Genomic DNA, 16,838 nt, shown 5'->3' with positions numbered 1-16,838 from the left:
GCACCTCCCGAAAGTCCGGATTGTGCGTGTGAGCTACCCGAGACGTCATCCGATGAAACGGGCCGAACGGCTGTCGTCGGAATCACAGTGGTTCCTGCGGTCTGCCCGGGCATCGACGGGCGAAGCGGAGCTAGCGTCGGACCCATGACCACCACCAGGTGGATGCCGCGCGGCCGGATCGGAATCCGCCCCCGGCGCAAACCCGGCCCGGACGCCGCCAGCAACGCCCCGCTCGGCGACGCCGCGACCGACGCCATGCCGGAATTCCGCACGCTCGACGAGCCTTCGGGCCGGTCCTCGCAGTCCGACCAGTGCCACGCAGAGCACGACTACCCAGCCGCACTCGCCGACGAGCTCAACACTCGCCGCGCCTCGCCGGACTCCGATGCCGACGGCCGCGAGGAAAACGCCCGTCGCCACCTAGCGGCGAATCCGAGCGCCGACCATCGAGGGACAACCGACGGTGCCGCCGATCCGCTCCCACCAGAGCCCGAGGACGAGAGCGCCCGTCGCCACCTGGCGGCGAACGCGAATCGCCACGGCACGGCAACTGCCCCTGCGGCCGCGCTGCCGCCCCGTCCCGGGGATGAGCTCGCCAGCCACGACCAGGTGACCGACACGAACGCCAGTCGCCGCCAAGCGGCCACGGGCAATGCCACGCCTCTGCAGTCGGAGGTCACCAGTCGCCACTCAGCGGCTGACCCTCAGGGTGCCCGCCGCGAAGCGGGAATCGACCACGCCGAACCACAGCGCCCGGGCACCAGCAGCCAACACGCCCGTCGCCGCTCGGTGGCTAATCCGACTGGCTCTCGCCGTGAAGCGGCAACCAACAACACCGAACCACGACACCCGGACACGAACAGCCAACACACCAGTGGCCACTCAACGGCCAACCCGAACAGCGCCCACCTCGAAGCGCCAACCGACCCGCAACACCCAGACACCAGCAGCCAACACACCAGTCGCCACTCAGCGGCTAATCCGAACAGCCTCCACTTCGAAGCGCCAACCGACCACACCGCACCACGGCACCCAGACACCAGCAGTCAACAAACCAGTCGCCACTCAATGGCTAATCCGAACAGCTCTCGCCACATGGCGGTAACCGGCGCCCCCGACCTGCGCCCGTCAGAGCCCGCCAACGACATCGCCGCTGAAACCAGCCGTCCGCCCCGATCCGCAATGGATCTTGCAACCGGAACCGACCCCGACCTACCCCACCCGAATCGAGCCGCCGTCCTCGCTGCGCATCCAGCACTCCCGACCGTCGCCGATAATCGGCCAAACCACTCCGCCGACCGCACCGCCCGCCGCCGCGAGATCGGTGGTCACGCGGCCTGGTACCTGGCCGCCGGTGTCGTCACCACCGGGCTGCAGGCCGTCCTCTTCCTCGCCTTCCGTCCGGAAATCGGCGCGCAATGGGCGAATCTCGCCGCGCTCGCGATCACGACGGTCGGCAACACCGAGTTCCACCGCCGGGTCACGTTCGCCAAGCGAAGCAGCCGCGCGGGCAAGCGCCATCTCCAGGATCTCGTCACGTTCGCCTTCTACGCCGGCTACGGATCGGCCGTCCTCGCGGTCCTCGACGCCGTCGTCGCGCATCCGTCTGCCGGACAGCAGACCGCAGTGCTTCTCGCGGCCAGTTTCGTCGGCGGGGTCGTCCGGTTCGCCGTTCTGCGCTGGTGGGTTTTCGCCCGGACAGGGCGAAGTGACGCTCGGCAAGATCACCAACGGTAGTGGAACCCGTTCTACCCGCAGTGCGACCACTCCCTGTTGTGCTATCCGTCCGTCACTCTTCGTGACGCATCAAATCGGACATCCGCACATGCTGCGAGACCAGACTCGTACTGTGCGTCGACTGGTCTCGTTTGTGTCAAGACCACTGCTGCTAACGGGGTATTCGTAGTTGAAATGTGGACGGTCGACCTCCGGCCGCTTAAGGTTACGGAGCGTCGCAATAACCGCAGCGATCCCTCATTCGATCGAAAAATCTGCAACCGCAACATCACAGAGTGTTGACCCCAAGACAGCGACGGTCGCAGGGTTGCCGGGGAGACGACCATGACAGCACCGTCGAAGACGTCCCGTACTGCGGTGTCCAACGTCGCGGGCTACGTGAGCCCTGCGACGCTGCCCCGGTCCGGTGGACGTCTCACCAAGGAAGACCTCGACCCGCTCGTACGCGCCGCGGGACAGGGCGATCAAGCCGCGATCGCCGATCTGTTGCTCGTGCTCCGCCCCGTCGTCGCCCGCTACTGCCGGGCCCGGATGGGCGGCCGCGACCTCTCTTACCTCGCCGCCGACGACGTCGCGCAGGACGTCTGCATGGCCGTGCTCAAGGCCCTTCCCGACTACCAGGACCGCGGCGGCTCGTTTCTCTACCTCGTGCACGCGATCGCGGCCAACAAGGTCGCCGACGCCTACCGGGCAGTCGCGCGCGACCGTTCCGAGCCGGTGCCCGAACTGCCCGAACACTCGCTCGCCGGCGGCAACGAGCCGGAGTCGCACGCTCTGCGCCTAGACCTCGGCAGCCGGCTGCAGGAGCTGCTCACCCGCCTTGCCCCGCTGCAGCAGGAGATCCTGGCGCTGCGCATCGTCGTCGGCCTCAGCGCGAACGAGACCGCCGAGACGCTGGGCATTTCGGCCGGCAACGTCCGCGTCACGCAGCACCGCGCGCTGTCCAAGCTCCGCGAGATGGTGCAGGGCCAGGACTTCTGAGCCGTCTCGTCACTCGAACGGCTGGAACGCCGCCGCGGACCGCTGAATAGGTCGACAGGCTCTGCTTCGCACGGCACTCTGGATTCAGCCCGCCGCATCTTTCAGCTCAACTCATAAACGCGTGCCGCCGTGTGCTCGAAGACGTCCAGCCGTTCCGGGTCGCTAAGCACTCCGGTCAGCGACACCGCCGCGTCCAGCACGACTTCGTACGCCGCAGCCAGTTCGCACACTGGCCAGTCGGAGCCGAACATGACCCGGTTCGCGCCGAACGACTCGAAAACGTGGTCTGCGTAGCGGCGCAAATGGCCTACCTGCCATTCGCGCCAGTCGGCTTCCGTCACCAAGCCGGACAGCTTGCAGTGCACGTTGTCGTGCGCGGCCAGCGATGCGACGCCGTTTGCCCACGGCTGCCATACGCCGGCCGCGATGCCAGGTTTCGCGGCGTGGTCGAGGACCAGTCGCAGCTCCGGCAAGCGTTCGGCGACCTGCCGAGCGGCAGCGAGCTGCGCTGGTGCCACCAGCAGGTCGTAGACCAGGCCCGCGGCGCCGACGGCGGTCAGGCCGCGCAGGATTTCCGGACGCAGCAGCCAATCCGGGTCCGGTTCGTCCTCGACCTGGTGCCGGATGCCGACCAGCGGGCCCAGTTCGCGCAGCCGGGCGAGCCGGTCGGACACGTCCGGGGCGGCGAGGTCGACCCAGCCGACCACGCCCGCCACCAGCGGCTCGGACGCGGCCGTGGCCAGGAACTCTTCGGTTTCCGCCTCGTCCGAAACGGTCTGCACCAGCACAGTGGCGTGGACGCCGGCCGCAGTGGTCACCGTGCGCAGATCGTCCACTGTGTACGGCTTGCGGATCGGAGCCAGCGCGTCGCCGGACATCCACGGGTACTCGCGGCGCGTCGGATCCCACAGGTGGTGGTGCGAATCGATCACTGGGCTCCTCCGGACACGACGGGACGGGCGGCCGACCGCAGCAGGCCGGCGTCGGCGAGGTCGTCCCACAGTACGGCCGGGATATTCGCCGCTGCCCGGCGAACGTTCAGCGACACCTGCTCGGCGTCGTGCGCACCGACGACCACCGACACCACCGCGGGGTGCGTGCGCGGCAAGGCGAGCGCGGCCTCCGGCAGCGAAACACCGTGTCGCGCGCAGATTTCCGCTATTTTCTGCGCTTTCTCAACGAGATCCGCAGGCGCGGCCGTGTAATCGTAAATAGTGCCGGGTTGTTCAGTGGCGAGAATTCCACCGTTGAACACCCCTCCCGCCACGACCCCGACGCCCCGTTCGACGCACAGCGGCAACAACTCGTCCAACGCTGGCTGGTTCAGCAAGGTGTAACGCCCGGCCATCAGGACGTGGTCGAGGTCGAACCGGCGCACAAATTCCGCCAGCATCGGCGCCTGGTTCATCCCGGCCCCGATCGCGCCCACGACACCCTGCTCGCGCAACTCCAGCAACGCCGGGAACGCTCCGGAAACCGCTTCCTCGAAATGATCGTCCGGATCGTGCACGTACACCAGATCGATGCGGTCGAGGCCCAGCCGTTCCAGGCTCGACTCCAGCGAACGCAACACCCCGTCGCGGCTGAAATCCCAGCGGCGGCGGTAAGTCCCGGGGACGTCGAAGCCCTGATCGTCGCGTTCCCCGGGTGCCACCGCGCGCGGTTCCAGCACTCGTCCGACTTTCGTGGACAGGACATATTCGGCGCGCGGATACGCCGCCAGCACGGCCCCGAGCCGGCGCTCGGACAGCCCGAGCCCGTAGTGCGGCGCGGTGTCGAAGTAGCGGATGCCCTCGTCCCACGCCCGCCGCACACTCGCCGCGGCGGTTTCGTCCGGCACCGCGTGGTAGAGATTGCCGAGCTGCGCGCCGCCGAGTCCCAGCGGAGGAAGGTCCACGGTCACGCCTCCGCCGGGAGTTGCCACACCAGCCCGAGGCCGTGGGCGACGTCGGAATGGTCGAGGTCGAGGAGTTCGTTGATCCGCTTCTGCCACGCGATGTCGGCCGGGTCGTCGGCGAGTTTCGCGCGCATCTGCTCGAAATCGTCCACCTCGACGAAGTGGAACAGGTCGAGCCCGTCGCGCCAGATCCGCCACGAGCGCACCCCGGCGCGGCGCAATGCGGCGTCCAGGTCCTGCGGGATCACCGCGTGCACCTCCTCGTAGATTTTCTCCGTTCCGGGCTTGAGCCGGGTGCGCAATGCGACCGTTTGCGGCGCCGGGCCGTGGGTCATCGTTCCTCCTGACGGGAGTCGTGGCACGCTGTAGGGGGTAAACATCCGAGGTCTCTGCAGGGAGGGCGGTCCCGATGCCCGTCACCGATGTCGCGATCGACAAGATCAAGGACATGATCATTTCGGGCGAGCTGGCCCCGGGCGACCGGCTCCCCAAGGAGGCCGAGCTCGCGCAGCGGCTGGGGCTGTCCCGCAGTTCGCTGCGGGAAGCGGTGAAGGCGCTGTGCCTGATCCGGGTCCTGGACGTGCGCCAGGGCGACGGCACGTACGTCACCAGCCTGGAGCCGAACCTGCTGCTCGACGCGATGACCTTCGTCGTCGATTTCCACCGCGACGACACCGTGCTCGATTTCCTTGCCGTGCGGCGGATTCTGGAGCCCGCGGCCACGGCGATGGCGGCGCTGCACATGCGCGACGAGGACGTCGCCGAGCTCGGTGCGATGCTGGGCGAACTGGAGGAATCGCCGACCGTCGAGGCGCTGGTGGCCAATGATTTGCAGTTCCACCGGAAAATCGCGGACGGCTCGGGCAATCCGGTGCTGTGCTCGCTGCTCGAAAGCCTCTCCGGCCCGACGGCGCGAGCCCGCATCTGGCGCGGCCTCACCCAGGAAGGCGCGGTGGCCCGGACCCGGGAACAACACGCCGCGATCTACGACGCCATCGCCGCCCGGGAACCAGAACTGGCCCGCTCGTGGGCGACGGTGCACGTGGCCGGAGTGGAGCAGTGGCTGCGCAGCACGCTGGTCGAGGACGACGCGACCGGCGACGACGCCGAACCCGCCGCGTCCTGACTGGACGGTGAGCACCACGGCCCCCGGCCGAACGAGCACGGCGGCGGTTTCCGCGAGGCTTGTCGTGGTGACAGGTCCCTTCATTCCTTGCTGGTTGGTGTGAGGGGACCCTTCGCTCGCGCTTGGCTGGGGTGAAGGGGGCTTTCGCAACTGCGCGGCGGGAATGGCGTGACCCCTCACGCCAGGACGGGCGAAGCGGTTGAACCCATCACACACGCCCAGCCGGAGCGAAGGGGACTTTCGCAACTGCGCGGCCGGAGTGACGGGACCCCTCAACCCACGACAGGCGAAGCGACCGGACCCACCACGCACGCCCAGCCGGAGCGAAGGGGACTCTCGCAACTGCACGGCCGGAATGGCGGGACCCATCGCGCACGCCCGGTTGAAGCGGCTGGACTCATGACGCATGCCCAGCCGGAGCGAAAGGGACTTCCGCATCCACACAGCGGGAATGACGGGACCCTTCACACGATGACGGGCGAAGCGACTGGACCCATCACACACGCCCGGCCGGAGTGATGGGGACTTTCGCGCACGTGGCCGGACGGGGACTGCCGGGCACCGAACCGGTTGGGGTGGCGGAACCCATCGCGCACGCCCGGCTGAAGCGGCGGGGACTCGTTCGCCGGTCGTCGGAATGAGGGGTCCCTTCATCGACTCCAGTGCTTGTGCGGTGAAGGGACCCCTCACGGACCGCCCCAGGGAGCCGACCGCCGCGCCAGTCATGGCGCCGGGCATGGAGTCGTCCGCCGAGACAACCGCTGCCCGTATGCCGCCCGCCGGATCAGCCATCGCATCAATCATCGGGTCGCCCACTGCCCTAGCCAAAGGACCACCTACCGAGGCGACTCCACAGGCCATCCGCCGGGCCCGCCAACGGACAGCCCACCTGACGACCTGCGAGGCCCACCACCGCACAGCCGACCAGACCACCTGCGAGGCCCACCACCGCACAGCCCAACAGACCACCCGCCGCACAGCCCAACAAGTCACCTGCCAGGCCCACCGCCGGATAGCCCAAGAGACAACCCGCCAGGCCACCCGCCGCACAGCCCGACAAGACACCCGCCGGACCAGCCACCGCGTAACCCACCAAGCCACCCACCGAAGCCGCGAGTCGAGAAGGTCGGATGATCACCGAACCTCCACCGGTCAGGTCTGGGGCTTTCCGCCGGCGTATCGGCTGATGATCAACGCGATCAAAATGATCCCGCCGTAAATCGCCTTCAGCCATTCCGCCGGGACCTGTGCGATGCGCAGCAGGCTGTCCACCGACTGCAGCAACAGCACCCCAGTCAGCGCACCGACCAGCGTGCCCCGGCCGCCGTCCAGCGAGACGCCGCCGATCACCGCGGCGGCGAAGACCTGCAGGATCAAGCCGTCGCCCTGGTCAGCGCCGAGGGCGCCGACGTAACCCGTGTACGCGAGGCCACCGATCGCCGCCAGTACCCCGGCCACTACGAAGACCGCCCACGAGATCCGGTCCACCCGGATGCCCGCGGCCCGCGCTGCTTCGCGGTTGCCGCCGATCGCATACAGCGAGCGGCCGACTCGGTGGTAGCGCAGGCCCAGCCCGAAGACCACGAACAGCACCGCCGCGAGCCATACCGACATCGGCAGTCCGGCGAACGTCGTGGTCGCCAAAGCGGTGAACGCGTCCAGCTGATCGAACAGCGTCTTGCCGTTCGTCGTGCCGATCTGGGTACCGCGCAGCACCGTCAGCATCGCCAGCGTCACGATGAACGCGTTCAGCTTCAGCTTCACGATCAGGAAACCGTTCACGAAGCCGATCAACGCGCCCACCACGGGAATCGCCACCAGGCCGAGCACCGAGGGCCATTCGGTGCCGAAACCGGCGGACGCCGCCGGGATGACCAGCATCGCGCCGATCGCCGGAGCGATGCCCATCGTGGATTCCAGCGACAGGTCGAACTTCCCGGTCAGCAGCACCAGCGACTCGCCCAGCACGACCAGCGACAGCGCGGCCGCCGCGGAGAGGATGCTGATGATGTTGTCGAAGGTGAAGAACGTGTCGCTGATCAACCCGCCGATCACGAACACCACCACCAGCGCCGGCAGCAGCGCCAGTTCGCGCAGCCACGCCGACTTCCGGCGCTTCGCCCGCACCGCGGGCAGCGCCGTCTGCGGGTCGCTCATCAGGTCAGTCATGGAGCCCGACTCCTTCGATATCCGCCACCAGGTCCCCGTCGGACCAGCCGGCCTGGTGGACGGCGGCCACCGCACCCGCGCGCAGCACCAGCACCCGGTCGGCCAGGCGCAGATCGTCCAGCTCGTCGCTCACGAGCAGCACCGCCTTCCCCTCGGCCCGCACCCGGTCCACGACCGCGAGCAGGGCCTCTTTCGACTTCACGTCCACCCCCGCGGTGGGATTGATCAGCACCACCACGCGCGGGTCGCTCTCCAAGGCCCTGGCGAGCACTACTTTCTGCTGATTTCCGCCGGACAGATCGGAAACGGGCTGGTCCGCGCTGGCCGCCACGATGTCGTAAGCGGTCAGGGCGCGGGTTCCGCGTTCGCGGCGGACCTTCGGGGACGCCAGGCCGCCGCGGCCCATCCGGTCGAGCACAGAGAGGGTCGCGTTGTCCATAATGGAGTGTTCCAGGACGAGACCTTCGTGGTGCCGATCCCTGGGGACACAGCCGATTCCGGCGCGCAGGGCGGCGGGAATGTCACCAGGGGGAAGCCGTTTTCCCTCTACGGAAACGGTTCCCGCGGTGGGTGCGCGCAGGCCGTATACCGTCTCGGCCACCTGGTGTTTGCCGCTCGCGTTGCTGCCGGCGAGACCGACTACCTCACCGCGGTGGACCCTGAGCGAAACGTCGTGGAAGCCGTCGCCGGACAGGTCGTCGACGGTGAGCACCTCTTCGGCGTCCACCGCCAGCGGGTCGCGGGTGGCTGCGTCGCGCACGGCGAGGCCGCCCTGCTCCCCCGTCATCGCGTCAACCAGCGCCGCGCGGCTGACCTCTGAGACGGGTGCGGTGAGCACGTGCCGGGCGTCGCGCAGGACGGTAACCGCCTGGCACACCTCATAAACCTCGTGCAGGTGGTGCGAGATGAACAGGAACGTGACGCCGTTTTCCTGCATCTGCCGCATGCGGTCGAAAAGCCGCTCAATGGCCTGGCTGTCCAGCTGCGCGGTCGGCTCGTCCAGCACGATGAACCGGGCGCCATAACTCAACGCGCGGGCGATCTCGACGAACTGACGGTCCTCAACGGACAGATCGCCCGCCGGAGTGTCCGCATCGACCCGGACGTCCCACGAGTCCAGCAGCTCCCGCGACTGACGGCGCAGCTTCTTCCAGCCGATCGAGAATCCGCCCTGTGCTTGCCGGTTCAGGAACAGATTCTCCGCGACCGTCAGCTGCGGCACCACCATCGCGTGCTGGTACACGCACGCCACGCGCGCCTTCCAGTCGTCCTGTTTGGACAGGGAAGGAGCCGGGACACCGCCGAAGGAAACACTGCCGGTGTCCGTTTCGGACAGTCCAGTGAGGATGGACACCAGGGTGGACTTGCCCGCCCCGTTGCGGCCGACGAGTGCGTGTGACTCGCCGGGCCGCACGGTGAGGCTGACGTCGTGCAGCGCCACGGTTGGCCCGTACCGCTTCCCGACGCCGTCCGCCTGCACTACCGGGGCGCTCACAGGTTGTTACCCCACAGCGCTTTGTCGTCCACGTTGTCCTTGGTCACGACCGGCGCGGGCAGCTGGTCTTCCAGGATGCCGGGGCTGATCTCGACGATCGTGGAGTCGTGGTCGGTCGGGCCCGGCTTGAACGTCTCGCCCGCCATCGCCTTCTTGAGCCAGTACATGCCGTACTTGGCGTAGGCGTCGGCGGGCTGCGAAACGGTCGCGTCGAGTTCGCCGTTGCGGATCGCGGTGAGCTCCTGCGGGATGCCGTCGTTGCTCACCAGCACCACGTGCTTCGGGTCGCCGACCGGGAAGAACAGGTTCTTGCGCTTGAGCGCCTGCTCGGTCGGCGCGAGGTAGACACCGCCCGCCTGCATGTAGACGCCCTTGATGTCCGGGTTCGCGGTGAGCAGACTGTCCAAACCGGACGACGCCTTGTCCGCCTTCCACTCCGCCGCGACCTCGAGCACCTTGACGTCCGGGTACTTCTGCTTCATGCACTCGCGGAACGCCGCCGACCGGTCGCGGCCGTTGACCGACGCGAGGTCGCCCATCACCTGCACGACCTTGCCGCTCTTCACGCGCTTGCCGATTTCTTCGCACGCCTTGGTTCCGTACGCCTTGTTGTCGGCGCGGACCACCATCGCGACCTTGCCGCTCTCCGGCGCGACGTCCACCGCGACCACCGGGACGCCCTTGTTTTCCGCCTGCTTCAGCCCGGCGACGACCGCGGCCGAGTCGAGCGGCGTGACGACGAGCCCCTTCACGCCCTGGTTCAGCAGCGTGCCGATGTCGGTGATGAGCTTCGCCGGGTCGCTGTCGGCGTTCACCGTTGGCAGCGCGTCGAGCCCTTGCTCTTTCGCCATCTGCGGCACGTATTTGTTGTAGGCCTGCCAGAACGGCGAGGTCAGCAGGGGCAGCGTGGCCCCGACCTTGCCGGTGCCGCCGCTGTTCGCCGCGGCCGCCGGTTTGTCCTTAGTGGACCCGCACGCACCGAGCACCAAACCGCAGGCGGCCACCGCGGCGGCCAGCCGGATCACCTTCGTACGCACCGCATCCTCCTTGATGACAGGCCTTTTTGGCTAAGCAGATCAGTTCTGCACGGGTCCGCGCGGGCGCAGGCCGTACATGCCGCCGTCCACCGCGAGCGCGGTGCCGGTAGTCGATGCCGAAACCGGGCTGGCCAGGTACGCGATCGCGTTCGCGACCTCGTCCGCGGTGACCAGCCTTCCCATCGGCTGGCGGGCAGCGAGTGCTTCCCGCTCCGCCGAGGGGTTCGCGGCGGTGTCGAGCAGCCTGCCGACCCACGGGGTGTCCGCGGTGCCGGGGCACACGCAGTTGACGCGGATCCGGTCCGGCAGGTGATCGGTGGCCATCGCGAGGGTCAGCGACAGCACCGCGCCCTTCGTGGCCGAGTACAGTGCCCGCGCGGGCAATCCGGCCCACGCGGCGATCGAGCAAGTGTTCACGACCGCCGCCGCCGGCGAGTTTTTCAAGTGCGGCAAGGCGGCCCGGGCCGTGCGCACCATGCCGACCACATTCACGTCGTACGCGCGGTGCCACTCGTCGTCGTCGTTCGCGGTGACGTCGCCCTGCGCGCCGATGCCCGCGTTGTTGATGAGGATGTCGAGCCGGCCGAAGCGTTCGGCCACCGCGTCGACAGCGGCGCGGACCTCGGCGTCGGACGTCACGTCGCAGCGGAATCCGGTCAGCGGCTCGGGAACCTCGTCGGTCTTGAGGTCGAGCACAGCCACCTGCGCGCCGCGCTCGGCCAGCAGGTTCGCCGTGGCCAGTCCGATGCCCGAGGCACCGCCGGTGACCGCGGCGACCAGGCCGTCGAATTCGCTCACTGCGCGTTCTCCGTCCATTCAGGACCGTCCGGGAAGCTGAACCGGCGCAGCGTAGCGTCGTGCATGCGCGCGGAGAAGCCCGGTGCGGTCGGAGCGAGGTAGCGGCCGTCGCGCACGACGGCCGGGTCGGTGAAGTGGTCGTGCAGGTGGTCGACCCATTCGATGCTGCGGTCTTCGTCCGAACCGGACACTGCCACGAAGTCGAACATGGACAGATGCCGCACGAGCTCGCACAGCCCGACCCCGCCGGCGTGCGGACACACCGGAACGCCGAATTTGGCCGCCAGCAACAGGATCGCGAGATTCTCGTTGACTCCGCCGACGCGCGCGGCGTCCAGCTGGAGCACGTCGATCGCACCGGCCTGCAGCAATTGCTTGAATACCACCCGGTTTTGGACGTGCTCGCCGGTGGCCACCTTGATCGGCGCGAGTGCCTTCGCGATGGCCGCGTGCCCAAGCACGTCGTCCGGCGAGGTCGGCTCTTCAATCCAATATGGATCGAACGGTGCCAGTGCGGTCATCCATGACACGGCTGTCGCGACATCCCAGCGCTGGTTCGCGTCGACCGCGACCCGAATGTCCGCGCCGACGGTCTCGCGAGCCAGCTTCATCCGCCGGACATCGTCCTCGAGATTTCCGCCGACCTTCAGTTTGATCATCTCGAAACCGTCGGCCACCGCCTGTTCGGCCAGCCGCACCAGTTTCGCGTCGGAGTAGCCGAGCCAGCCCGCCGACGTGCTGTACGCGCGGTAGCCCTCGGCCTCGAGCCGAGCAATCCGTTCCGCTTTCCCGGATTCGGCGGCGCGCAGGATGTCGAGCGCTTCTTGTTCGGTAAGCGCGTCCGAGAGGTAGCGGAAGTCCACAAGGGACACCAACTCCTCCGGCGTCATCCGCGACGCGAACTTCCACAGCGGCAGTCCGGCACGGCGTGCGGCGAGGTCCCACGCGGCGTTGACGATCGCGCCGATCGCCATGTGCGCGACACCCTTTTCCGGGCCCAGCCAACGAAACTGCGAGTCGCCGACCAATGCCCGCGAGAGCGCGCCGAGCGCTTCCGCGTCTTCCGGCACGTCGCGGCCGACCACATGCGGCGCCAGCGCGCGGATGGCGGCGGCCTGCACGTCGTTGCCGCGGCCGATGGTGAACGCGAGACCGTAACCGTCCGGTCCGGCGTCGGTGTGCAGTTCGACATAGGCCGCCGAATAGTCCGGATCCGGGTTCATCGCGTCCGAACCGTCGAGGTCGCGCGACGTCGGGAACCGGACGTCCCGGACCTCCATGGCCACGATTTTCGCCATGTCAGGCCTGCCCGAAGGTCTGGCGCTGCTTGCCGAGGCCGTCGATTTCCAGCTCGACGACGTCGCCCGCGCGCAGGTACGGTTTCGGCTCCGGCTGCCCGAGCGCGACCCCCTCCGGGGTGCCGGTGTTGATCAGGTCGCCGGGGCGCAGCACCATGAACTGGCTCAGGTAGTGGATGATCTCGGCGACGCCGAACACCATGTCCTTTGTGGACGAATCCTGCACCTTCGTGCCGTTGACCCAGGTGCGCAGGCCGAGCGCCTGCGGGTCGGGAATCTCGTCGGCGGTCACCAGTTCCGGGCCGAGCGGGTTGAAGGTCTCGCAGTTCTTGCCCTTGTCCCACTGGCCGCCGCGGTTCAGCTGGAAATCGCGCTCGGAGACGTCGTTGGACACGACATACCCGGCGACGTGCGCCAGCGCCTCGTCCGCGCTTTCCAGATAGCGCGCGGTTTTCCCGATGACGACGCCGAGTTCGACCTCCCAGTCGGTGGCCGTGGAGCCGCGCGGGACGAGCACCTCGTCGAACGGTCCGACCATCACGTCGGGAGCCTTCATGAACAGCACCGGTTCGGCCGGCACGGCCGCGCCGGTTTCCTCGGCGTGGCGGCGGTAGTTCATGCCGATGCAGACGATCTTGCCCGGCGCGGCGATCGGCGCGCCGACCCGCGGCCCGGCCCCGTCGACGACCGGCAGTTCCCCGGCTTCGAGCGCCTGCGCGGCCTTCGCCGGCCCGTCGCCGGCGAGGAACGCGCCGTCGATGTCCGGCGTGACCCCGGAGAGGTCGTGGAGGGTGCCGTCACCGGCACGGACGAACGGACGCTCAGCCCCCGCTGCCCCGAGACGCACAAACCGCACGGACGAACCCCTCTCTCGACACCCAGTTCGCGATACATCCGATGTATAGCGCATCGGAGGGTGGCAGATCTAGAGGGAAGCGGGATTTGGTGCGGAAATTGATCCGATCACCAGGCTGCCGGGTGGATAACGGACACTCGTCCTGGCGGGGAGGTCCCGCCAGGACGAGGGAGACGGTGCGGCGCGGATGGGACCAGAAGAGGCGACAGGGCCCGACGGGGGATCGCACGGCGGCGGAGAAGGCGCTCGAAGGTCGAGCAGCAGCACTGGTGAAGCGGGCGGCGGGCGGGCCGTTGACGTTTCCGGTGCGGAGAACGGGCGGCATCCCGGCGACGCGGACAGACCTGCCATCGAGGGTGCCGCTGAACGGGAAGCCGACGGCGTGCCGCGGCCCGCGACTGATCGTTCGACTGCTGTCGATCGTCCCGCGACGGAGCACTCCACGCCCGATCACTCCGAAGCAGACCGCGCCACTCCGGGTCATTCCGCGGCCGAATACTCCACCGCAGCTCCCTCCAGCACGAAGCACTCCGCCGTCGAACACCCCGCCACCCTCCCCGAGCACCCCCGCCAGGGCAAGATCCGACGTCTCCTCATCCTCGGCGGTCTCTCCGCCTTCGGACCCCTCTCCATCGACATGTACCTCCCCGCCCTCCCCCGGATGGCGGGCGACTTCCAGGCCTCCGACACCACCGTCCAGCTGACGCTCACCGCGTTCGTCGTCGGGCTGGCGGTCGGGCAGATCATCGCCGGGCCGTTGTCGGATTCCTTCGGACGGCGGAGACCCTTGCTGGTCGGGCTCGGGTTGTACATCGCCGGGTCGATCGCGGCGGCGGCAAGCCCGGGAGTTGAGCTGTTGATCGCCGCGCGGAGTGTTCAGGCGCTCGGCGCGGCAGCGGGGATCGTAATCGCCCGCGCGGCCGTCCGCGACCTCTACACCGGCACCGCGATGACGAAGTTCTTCTCGCTCCTCCTGCTCGTCAACGGTCTCGCGCCGATCCTCGCCCCGGTGCTCGGCGGGCAGTTGCTCACGTTCACGTCCTGGCGCGGCGTGTTCGTCGTCCTCACCGCGTTCGGGGCGCTACTGCTTTGCGCGGTCGCGTTCGCGCTGCCGGAGCCGTTGCCGGTCGAGCGTCGGCATCCGGCGCGGCTGGGCGGGGTGCTTCGGACGTACGGACGACTGCTCACCGATCGCACATTCCTCGGCTACGCGCTCACTGCGGGCCTGAACTTCGCCGCACTGTTCGCGTACATCTCGGGTTCGTCGTTCGCGCTGCAGGATGTCTACCGCCTGAGCCCGCAGGAATATAGCGTCGTCTTCGGGCTCAACGGAGTTGGCATCGTGCTCGCCGGGCAGCTCAACGGATGGCTCGTCGGCCGGTTCCCAGAGCGGACGCTGCTGCGCGCGGGGCTGACCGTGTCGACGATTTCCGGCCTCGTGACACTGGCCGCCGCCGTCCTGCGGCTGCCGTTGCCAGCGTTGCTGATTCCGTTGCTGCTCATGGTTTCCTGCATCGGCATCATCAGCCCGAACGCCAGTTCGCTCGCGCTGGCCGGGCACGCGCGCACGGCGGGATCGGCGTCCGCGCTGCTGGGGGTACTGCAGTTCGCGATCGGCGGGATCGCGACGCCGCTGGTCGGGCTCGGCGGATCGGGCACAGCGGTTCCGATGGCCGCCACGATGGCCGGGTTCGGGGTGCTCGCCTTGCCGTCGTTCGCGACGCTGTCGGTCAGCCCAAATCGGCGAGATTCCCGCTCCGCAGCTGGTCGTCGGTGACCGCGATTCGTTCGTCGACCAGCTTCTGCAGCGCGTCCCCGTCGTCCCACTGATTTACGTTCATCGCGGCCGAAACCTCGCTGCCCGGGGTCACCCAGAACGCCGTGAAGTCGTAAGCCGCGAGGTCGCCGCGCACTACGACGCGGTCCCGGTCCAAGACGGGCAGGCCGCGGTACTCGCAGCCGATCGCCGGGCCGCCGCGGTCCGGGTCGTATTGGTCGGAGAAGAAGTACGGGCTGTTCAAGTACGGCTCGTTCGCGCCAAAAAGGTTGGCCGCCACGTGCTCGCCCTGCGTACGCGCTGTCGCCCAGTGCTCGACGCGTACGCGGCGGCCGTAGCGCGGATGGAACTCCGAGGCGATGTCACCGATCGCGTAGACGTCAGGTGCCGCTGTACGCAGACCTGCATCGACGTCAACGCCACCGTCGTCTGCCAGCTCCAGGCCAGCGTCGTGTGCCAACTCGACGCGAGGGGCCGCGCCGACCGCGATGAGCACAACGTCGGCGTACAGCTCTTCGCCGTTCGACAGTCGGACGCCGGTCGCTGCTTTGTCACCGGTGATCGCTGCGACGCCTTCGCCGAGCCGCCAGTGCACACCGTGTTCTTCGTGCAAGCGGTAGAACACTCCGGCAACCTCGTCGCCGAGGACGTTCGCGAGCGGCAGCCTTTCCGGCGCGACCACAGTCACCTCAGCACCGTGCGTACGCGCGGCAGCGGCGGCTTCAGTGCCGATCCAGCCCGCGCCGACGATCAGTACTCGCTTCGCTGCTTCGAAGGCCGCGCGCAGCCGCAGTGCGTCGTCGAGAGTGCGAAGCGTGTAGAGGCCGGGAAGGTCGCCGCCGGGCACCTTCAACGTCCGCGGGCGCGAGCCGGTCGCTAAGACCAGACGGTCGTAGCGGTGTTCGCCGCCAGCGTCGTCGAGGACCAGGCGTGCGCCCAGTTCGACTCGGGTCGCTGTGGTGGCGGAGAGCAGCCGGATGTCGTGCTCGTCCCAGTAGCCCCCGTCACGCACCCAATCCGGTTCCTCGGCGTTGCCGAGCAGCACTGCCTTCGACAGCGGCGGCAGCTCATACGGCCGGTGCGTTTCGGCTCCGAGCAGCAGGACGTCGCCGTCGAAACCGCGCTCCCGGACTGTCGCCGCCGCAGTGGCACCGGCCAGTCCGGATCCGACGACGACGATCTTCCGAGGTTCCGACATCCGTCCTCCCGAGTGCCCGCGGCGTGCGGTCGCCGACGCTACTCCGGTATCCGGCCGGTCACACCCCGTGGAAAACCGGCCGGTAGGCAATTCGGGTGAACCGGCGTAAGACGCCCCGGAGGGCCCGGTCACACCCCCGCACGAAGGACACGGGTACGACGTGATCGGAGGGCGAGGGTCGTGACAGCGCGGGACGACAGTGCGGTACGGAACGAGTGGACGGTCGGCTGCCGGGACCTGGCGGGCAGGCGCCGGGACGTGACGGTGTTCGTGAGCAGTGACGACAAAGTCGTGCTGGTCGCGCCGCCGGGAGAGGCGGCGGTGCTGGGGCCGCTGGAGGTCGGGCGGCTGCGCGCGGCCCTGCGCGACGCCGTGGTGGCCACCGCGACGTCGGCGCGACGCACCGGAACCGACTGACAACTACCGTTCCTACTCATGAGTAGGTAGAGTCGGCACCCGCAGACCCCGA

General features: G+C 68.5%; 15 protein-coding genes. 5 read left to right on the top strand and 10 right to left on the bottom strand.

Annotated features, from left to right (window positions below):
* Positions 1-1,320 precede the first annotated feature (1,320 nt).
* Positions 1,321-1,737, top strand: a complete 417-nt coding sequence (locus tag ACZ7SW_RS13965) for a GtrA family protein (RefSeq protein WP_470230955.1) — start codon at positions 1,321-1,323, stop codon at positions 1,735-1,737.
* 324 nt (positions 1,738-2,061) lie between these two features.
* Complete coding sequence (gene shbA / locus ACZ7SW_RS13960; RefSeq protein ID WP_470230764.1) at positions 2,062-2,718, top strand: RNA polymerase sigma factor ShbA; 657 nt, start codon at positions 2,062-2,064, stop codon at positions 2,716-2,718.
* A gap of 101 nt (positions 2,719-2,819) precedes the next feature.
* Here the strand turns inward: shbA and ACZ7SW_RS13955 are convergent, their stop codons facing one another.
* Genes ACZ7SW_RS13955 through ACZ7SW_RS13945 form a run of 3 tightly spaced genes read right to left on the bottom strand, consistent with a single transcriptional unit; the run spans position 2,820 to position 4,950 of the window.
* Entirely contained in the window at positions 2,820-3,650 is an 831-nt protein-coding gene (locus tag ACZ7SW_RS13955) for an amidohydrolase family protein (RefSeq protein ID WP_470230763.1), read from the bottom strand.
* Entirely contained in the window at positions 3,647-4,621 is a 975-nt protein-coding gene (locus tag ACZ7SW_RS13950) for an aldo/keto reductase (RefSeq protein ID WP_470230762.1), read from the bottom strand. The genes ACZ7SW_RS13955 and ACZ7SW_RS13950 overlap by 4 nt, the downstream gene beginning before the upstream one ends.
* Complete coding sequence (locus ACZ7SW_RS13945) at positions 4,618-4,950, bottom strand: L-rhamnose mutarotase (protein WP_470230761.1); 333 nt, start codon at positions 4,948-4,950, stop codon at positions 4,618-4,620. The genes ACZ7SW_RS13950 and ACZ7SW_RS13945 overlap by 4 nt, the downstream gene beginning before the upstream one ends.
* 74 nt (positions 4,951-5,024) lie before the next feature.
* On the opposite strand from ACZ7SW_RS13945, the gene ACZ7SW_RS13940 reads away from it, so the two are divergent.
* Entirely contained in the window at positions 5,025-5,741 is a 717-nt protein-coding gene (locus ACZ7SW_RS13940; protein WP_470230760.1) for a FadR/GntR family transcriptional regulator, read from the top strand.
* Positions 5,742-6,893: 1,152 nt separating this feature from the next.
* Here the strand turns inward: ACZ7SW_RS13940 and ACZ7SW_RS13935 are convergent.
* Genes ACZ7SW_RS13935 through ACZ7SW_RS13910 form a run of 6 tightly spaced genes read right to left on the bottom strand, consistent with a single transcriptional unit; the run spans position 6,894 to position 13,394 of the window.
* Complete coding sequence (locus tag ACZ7SW_RS13935) at positions 6,894-7,910, bottom strand: ABC transporter permease (RefSeq protein WP_470230759.1); 1,017 nt, start codon at positions 7,908-7,910, stop codon at positions 6,894-6,896.
* Positions 7,903-9,405: a sugar ABC transporter ATP-binding protein gene (locus ACZ7SW_RS13930; protein WP_470230758.1), complete on the bottom strand. Its 1,503-nt coding sequence runs from the start codon at positions 9,403-9,405 to the stop codon at positions 7,903-7,905. Before ACZ7SW_RS13930 ends, ACZ7SW_RS13935 begins: the two co-directional genes overlap by 8 nt.
* Positions 9,402-10,442: a sugar ABC transporter substrate-binding protein gene (locus ACZ7SW_RS13925; RefSeq protein ID WP_470230757.1), complete on the bottom strand. Its 1,041-nt coding sequence runs from the start codon at positions 10,440-10,442 to the stop codon at positions 9,402-9,404. The genes ACZ7SW_RS13930 and ACZ7SW_RS13925 overlap by 4 nt, the downstream gene beginning before the upstream one ends.
* Positions 10,443-10,481: 39 nt before the next feature.
* Positions 10,482-11,240, bottom strand: a complete 759-nt coding sequence (locus ACZ7SW_RS13920; RefSeq protein WP_470230756.1) for an SDR family NAD(P)-dependent oxidoreductase — start codon at positions 11,238-11,240, stop codon at positions 10,482-10,484.
* The gene (locus tag ACZ7SW_RS13915; protein WP_470230755.1) at positions 11,237-12,538 is read right to left on the bottom strand and encodes an enolase C-terminal domain-like protein; all 1,302 of its coding nucleotides are present in this window, start codon (positions 12,536-12,538) and stop codon (positions 11,237-11,239) included. The genes ACZ7SW_RS13920 and ACZ7SW_RS13915 overlap by 4 nt, the downstream gene beginning before the upstream one ends.
* A 1-nt stretch (position 12,539) precedes the next feature.
* Positions 12,540-13,394, bottom strand: coding sequence for a fumarylacetoacetate hydrolase family protein (locus ACZ7SW_RS13910; RefSeq protein WP_470230754.1), 855 nt, complete (start codon positions 13,392-13,394; stop codon positions 12,540-12,542).
* A gap of 580 nt (positions 13,395-13,974) precedes the next feature.
* On the opposite strand from ACZ7SW_RS13910, the gene ACZ7SW_RS13905 reads away from it, so the two are divergent.
* Positions 13,975-15,171, top strand: a complete 1,197-nt coding sequence (locus ACZ7SW_RS13905) for a Bcr/CflA family multidrug efflux MFS transporter (protein ID WP_470230954.1) — start codon at positions 13,975-13,977, stop codon at positions 15,169-15,171.
* Here ACZ7SW_RS13905 and ACZ7SW_RS13900 read toward each other — a convergent pair.
* Entirely contained in the window at positions 15,125-16,369 is a 1,245-nt protein-coding gene (locus tag ACZ7SW_RS13900; protein WP_470230753.1) for an NAD(P)/FAD-dependent oxidoreductase, read from the bottom strand. The genes ACZ7SW_RS13905 and ACZ7SW_RS13900 overlap by 47 nt on opposite strands.
* A 180-nt stretch (positions 16,370-16,549) precedes the next feature.
* Between ACZ7SW_RS13900 and ACZ7SW_RS13895 the strand changes: the two genes are divergently transcribed.
* Positions 16,550-16,786 (top strand): hypothetical protein, encoded by a 237-nt coding sequence (locus ACZ7SW_RS13895; protein WP_037810157.1) that lies wholly within the window; start codon positions 16,550-16,552, stop codon positions 16,784-16,786.
* The last annotated feature ends 52 nt before the right edge of the window (positions 16,787-16,838 follow it).

The organism is Amycolatopsis sp. NPDC114484, assembly GCF_055633755.1.
Note: the sequence above shows the minus strand (reverse complement) of the source record. Positions and strands in the feature narration are given on the sequence as shown.

Coding starts and splice junctions, on each gene's coding strand:
- shbA (WP_470230764.1), top strand. CDS start 2,062: ATGACAGCACCGTCGAAGACGTCCCGTACTGCGGTGTCCAACGTCGCG.
- ACZ7SW_RS13945 (WP_470230761.1), bottom strand. CDS start 4,950: ATGACCCACGGCCCGGCGCCGCAAACGGTCGCATTGCGCACCCGGCTC.
- ACZ7SW_RS13940 (WP_470230760.1), top strand. CDS start 5,025: ATGCCCGTCACCGATGTCGCGATCGACAAGATCAAGGACATGATCATT.
- ACZ7SW_RS13935 (WP_470230759.1), bottom strand. CDS start 7,910: ATGACTGACCTGATGAGCGACCCGCAGACGGCGCTGCCCGCGGTGCGG.
- ACZ7SW_RS13915 (WP_470230755.1), bottom strand. CDS start 12,538: ATGGCGAAAATCGTGGCCATGGAGGTCCGGGACGTCCGGTTCCCGACG.
- ACZ7SW_RS13900 (WP_470230753.1), bottom strand. CDS start 16,369: ATGTCGGAACCTCGGAAGATCGTCGTCGTCGGATCCGGACTGGCCGGT.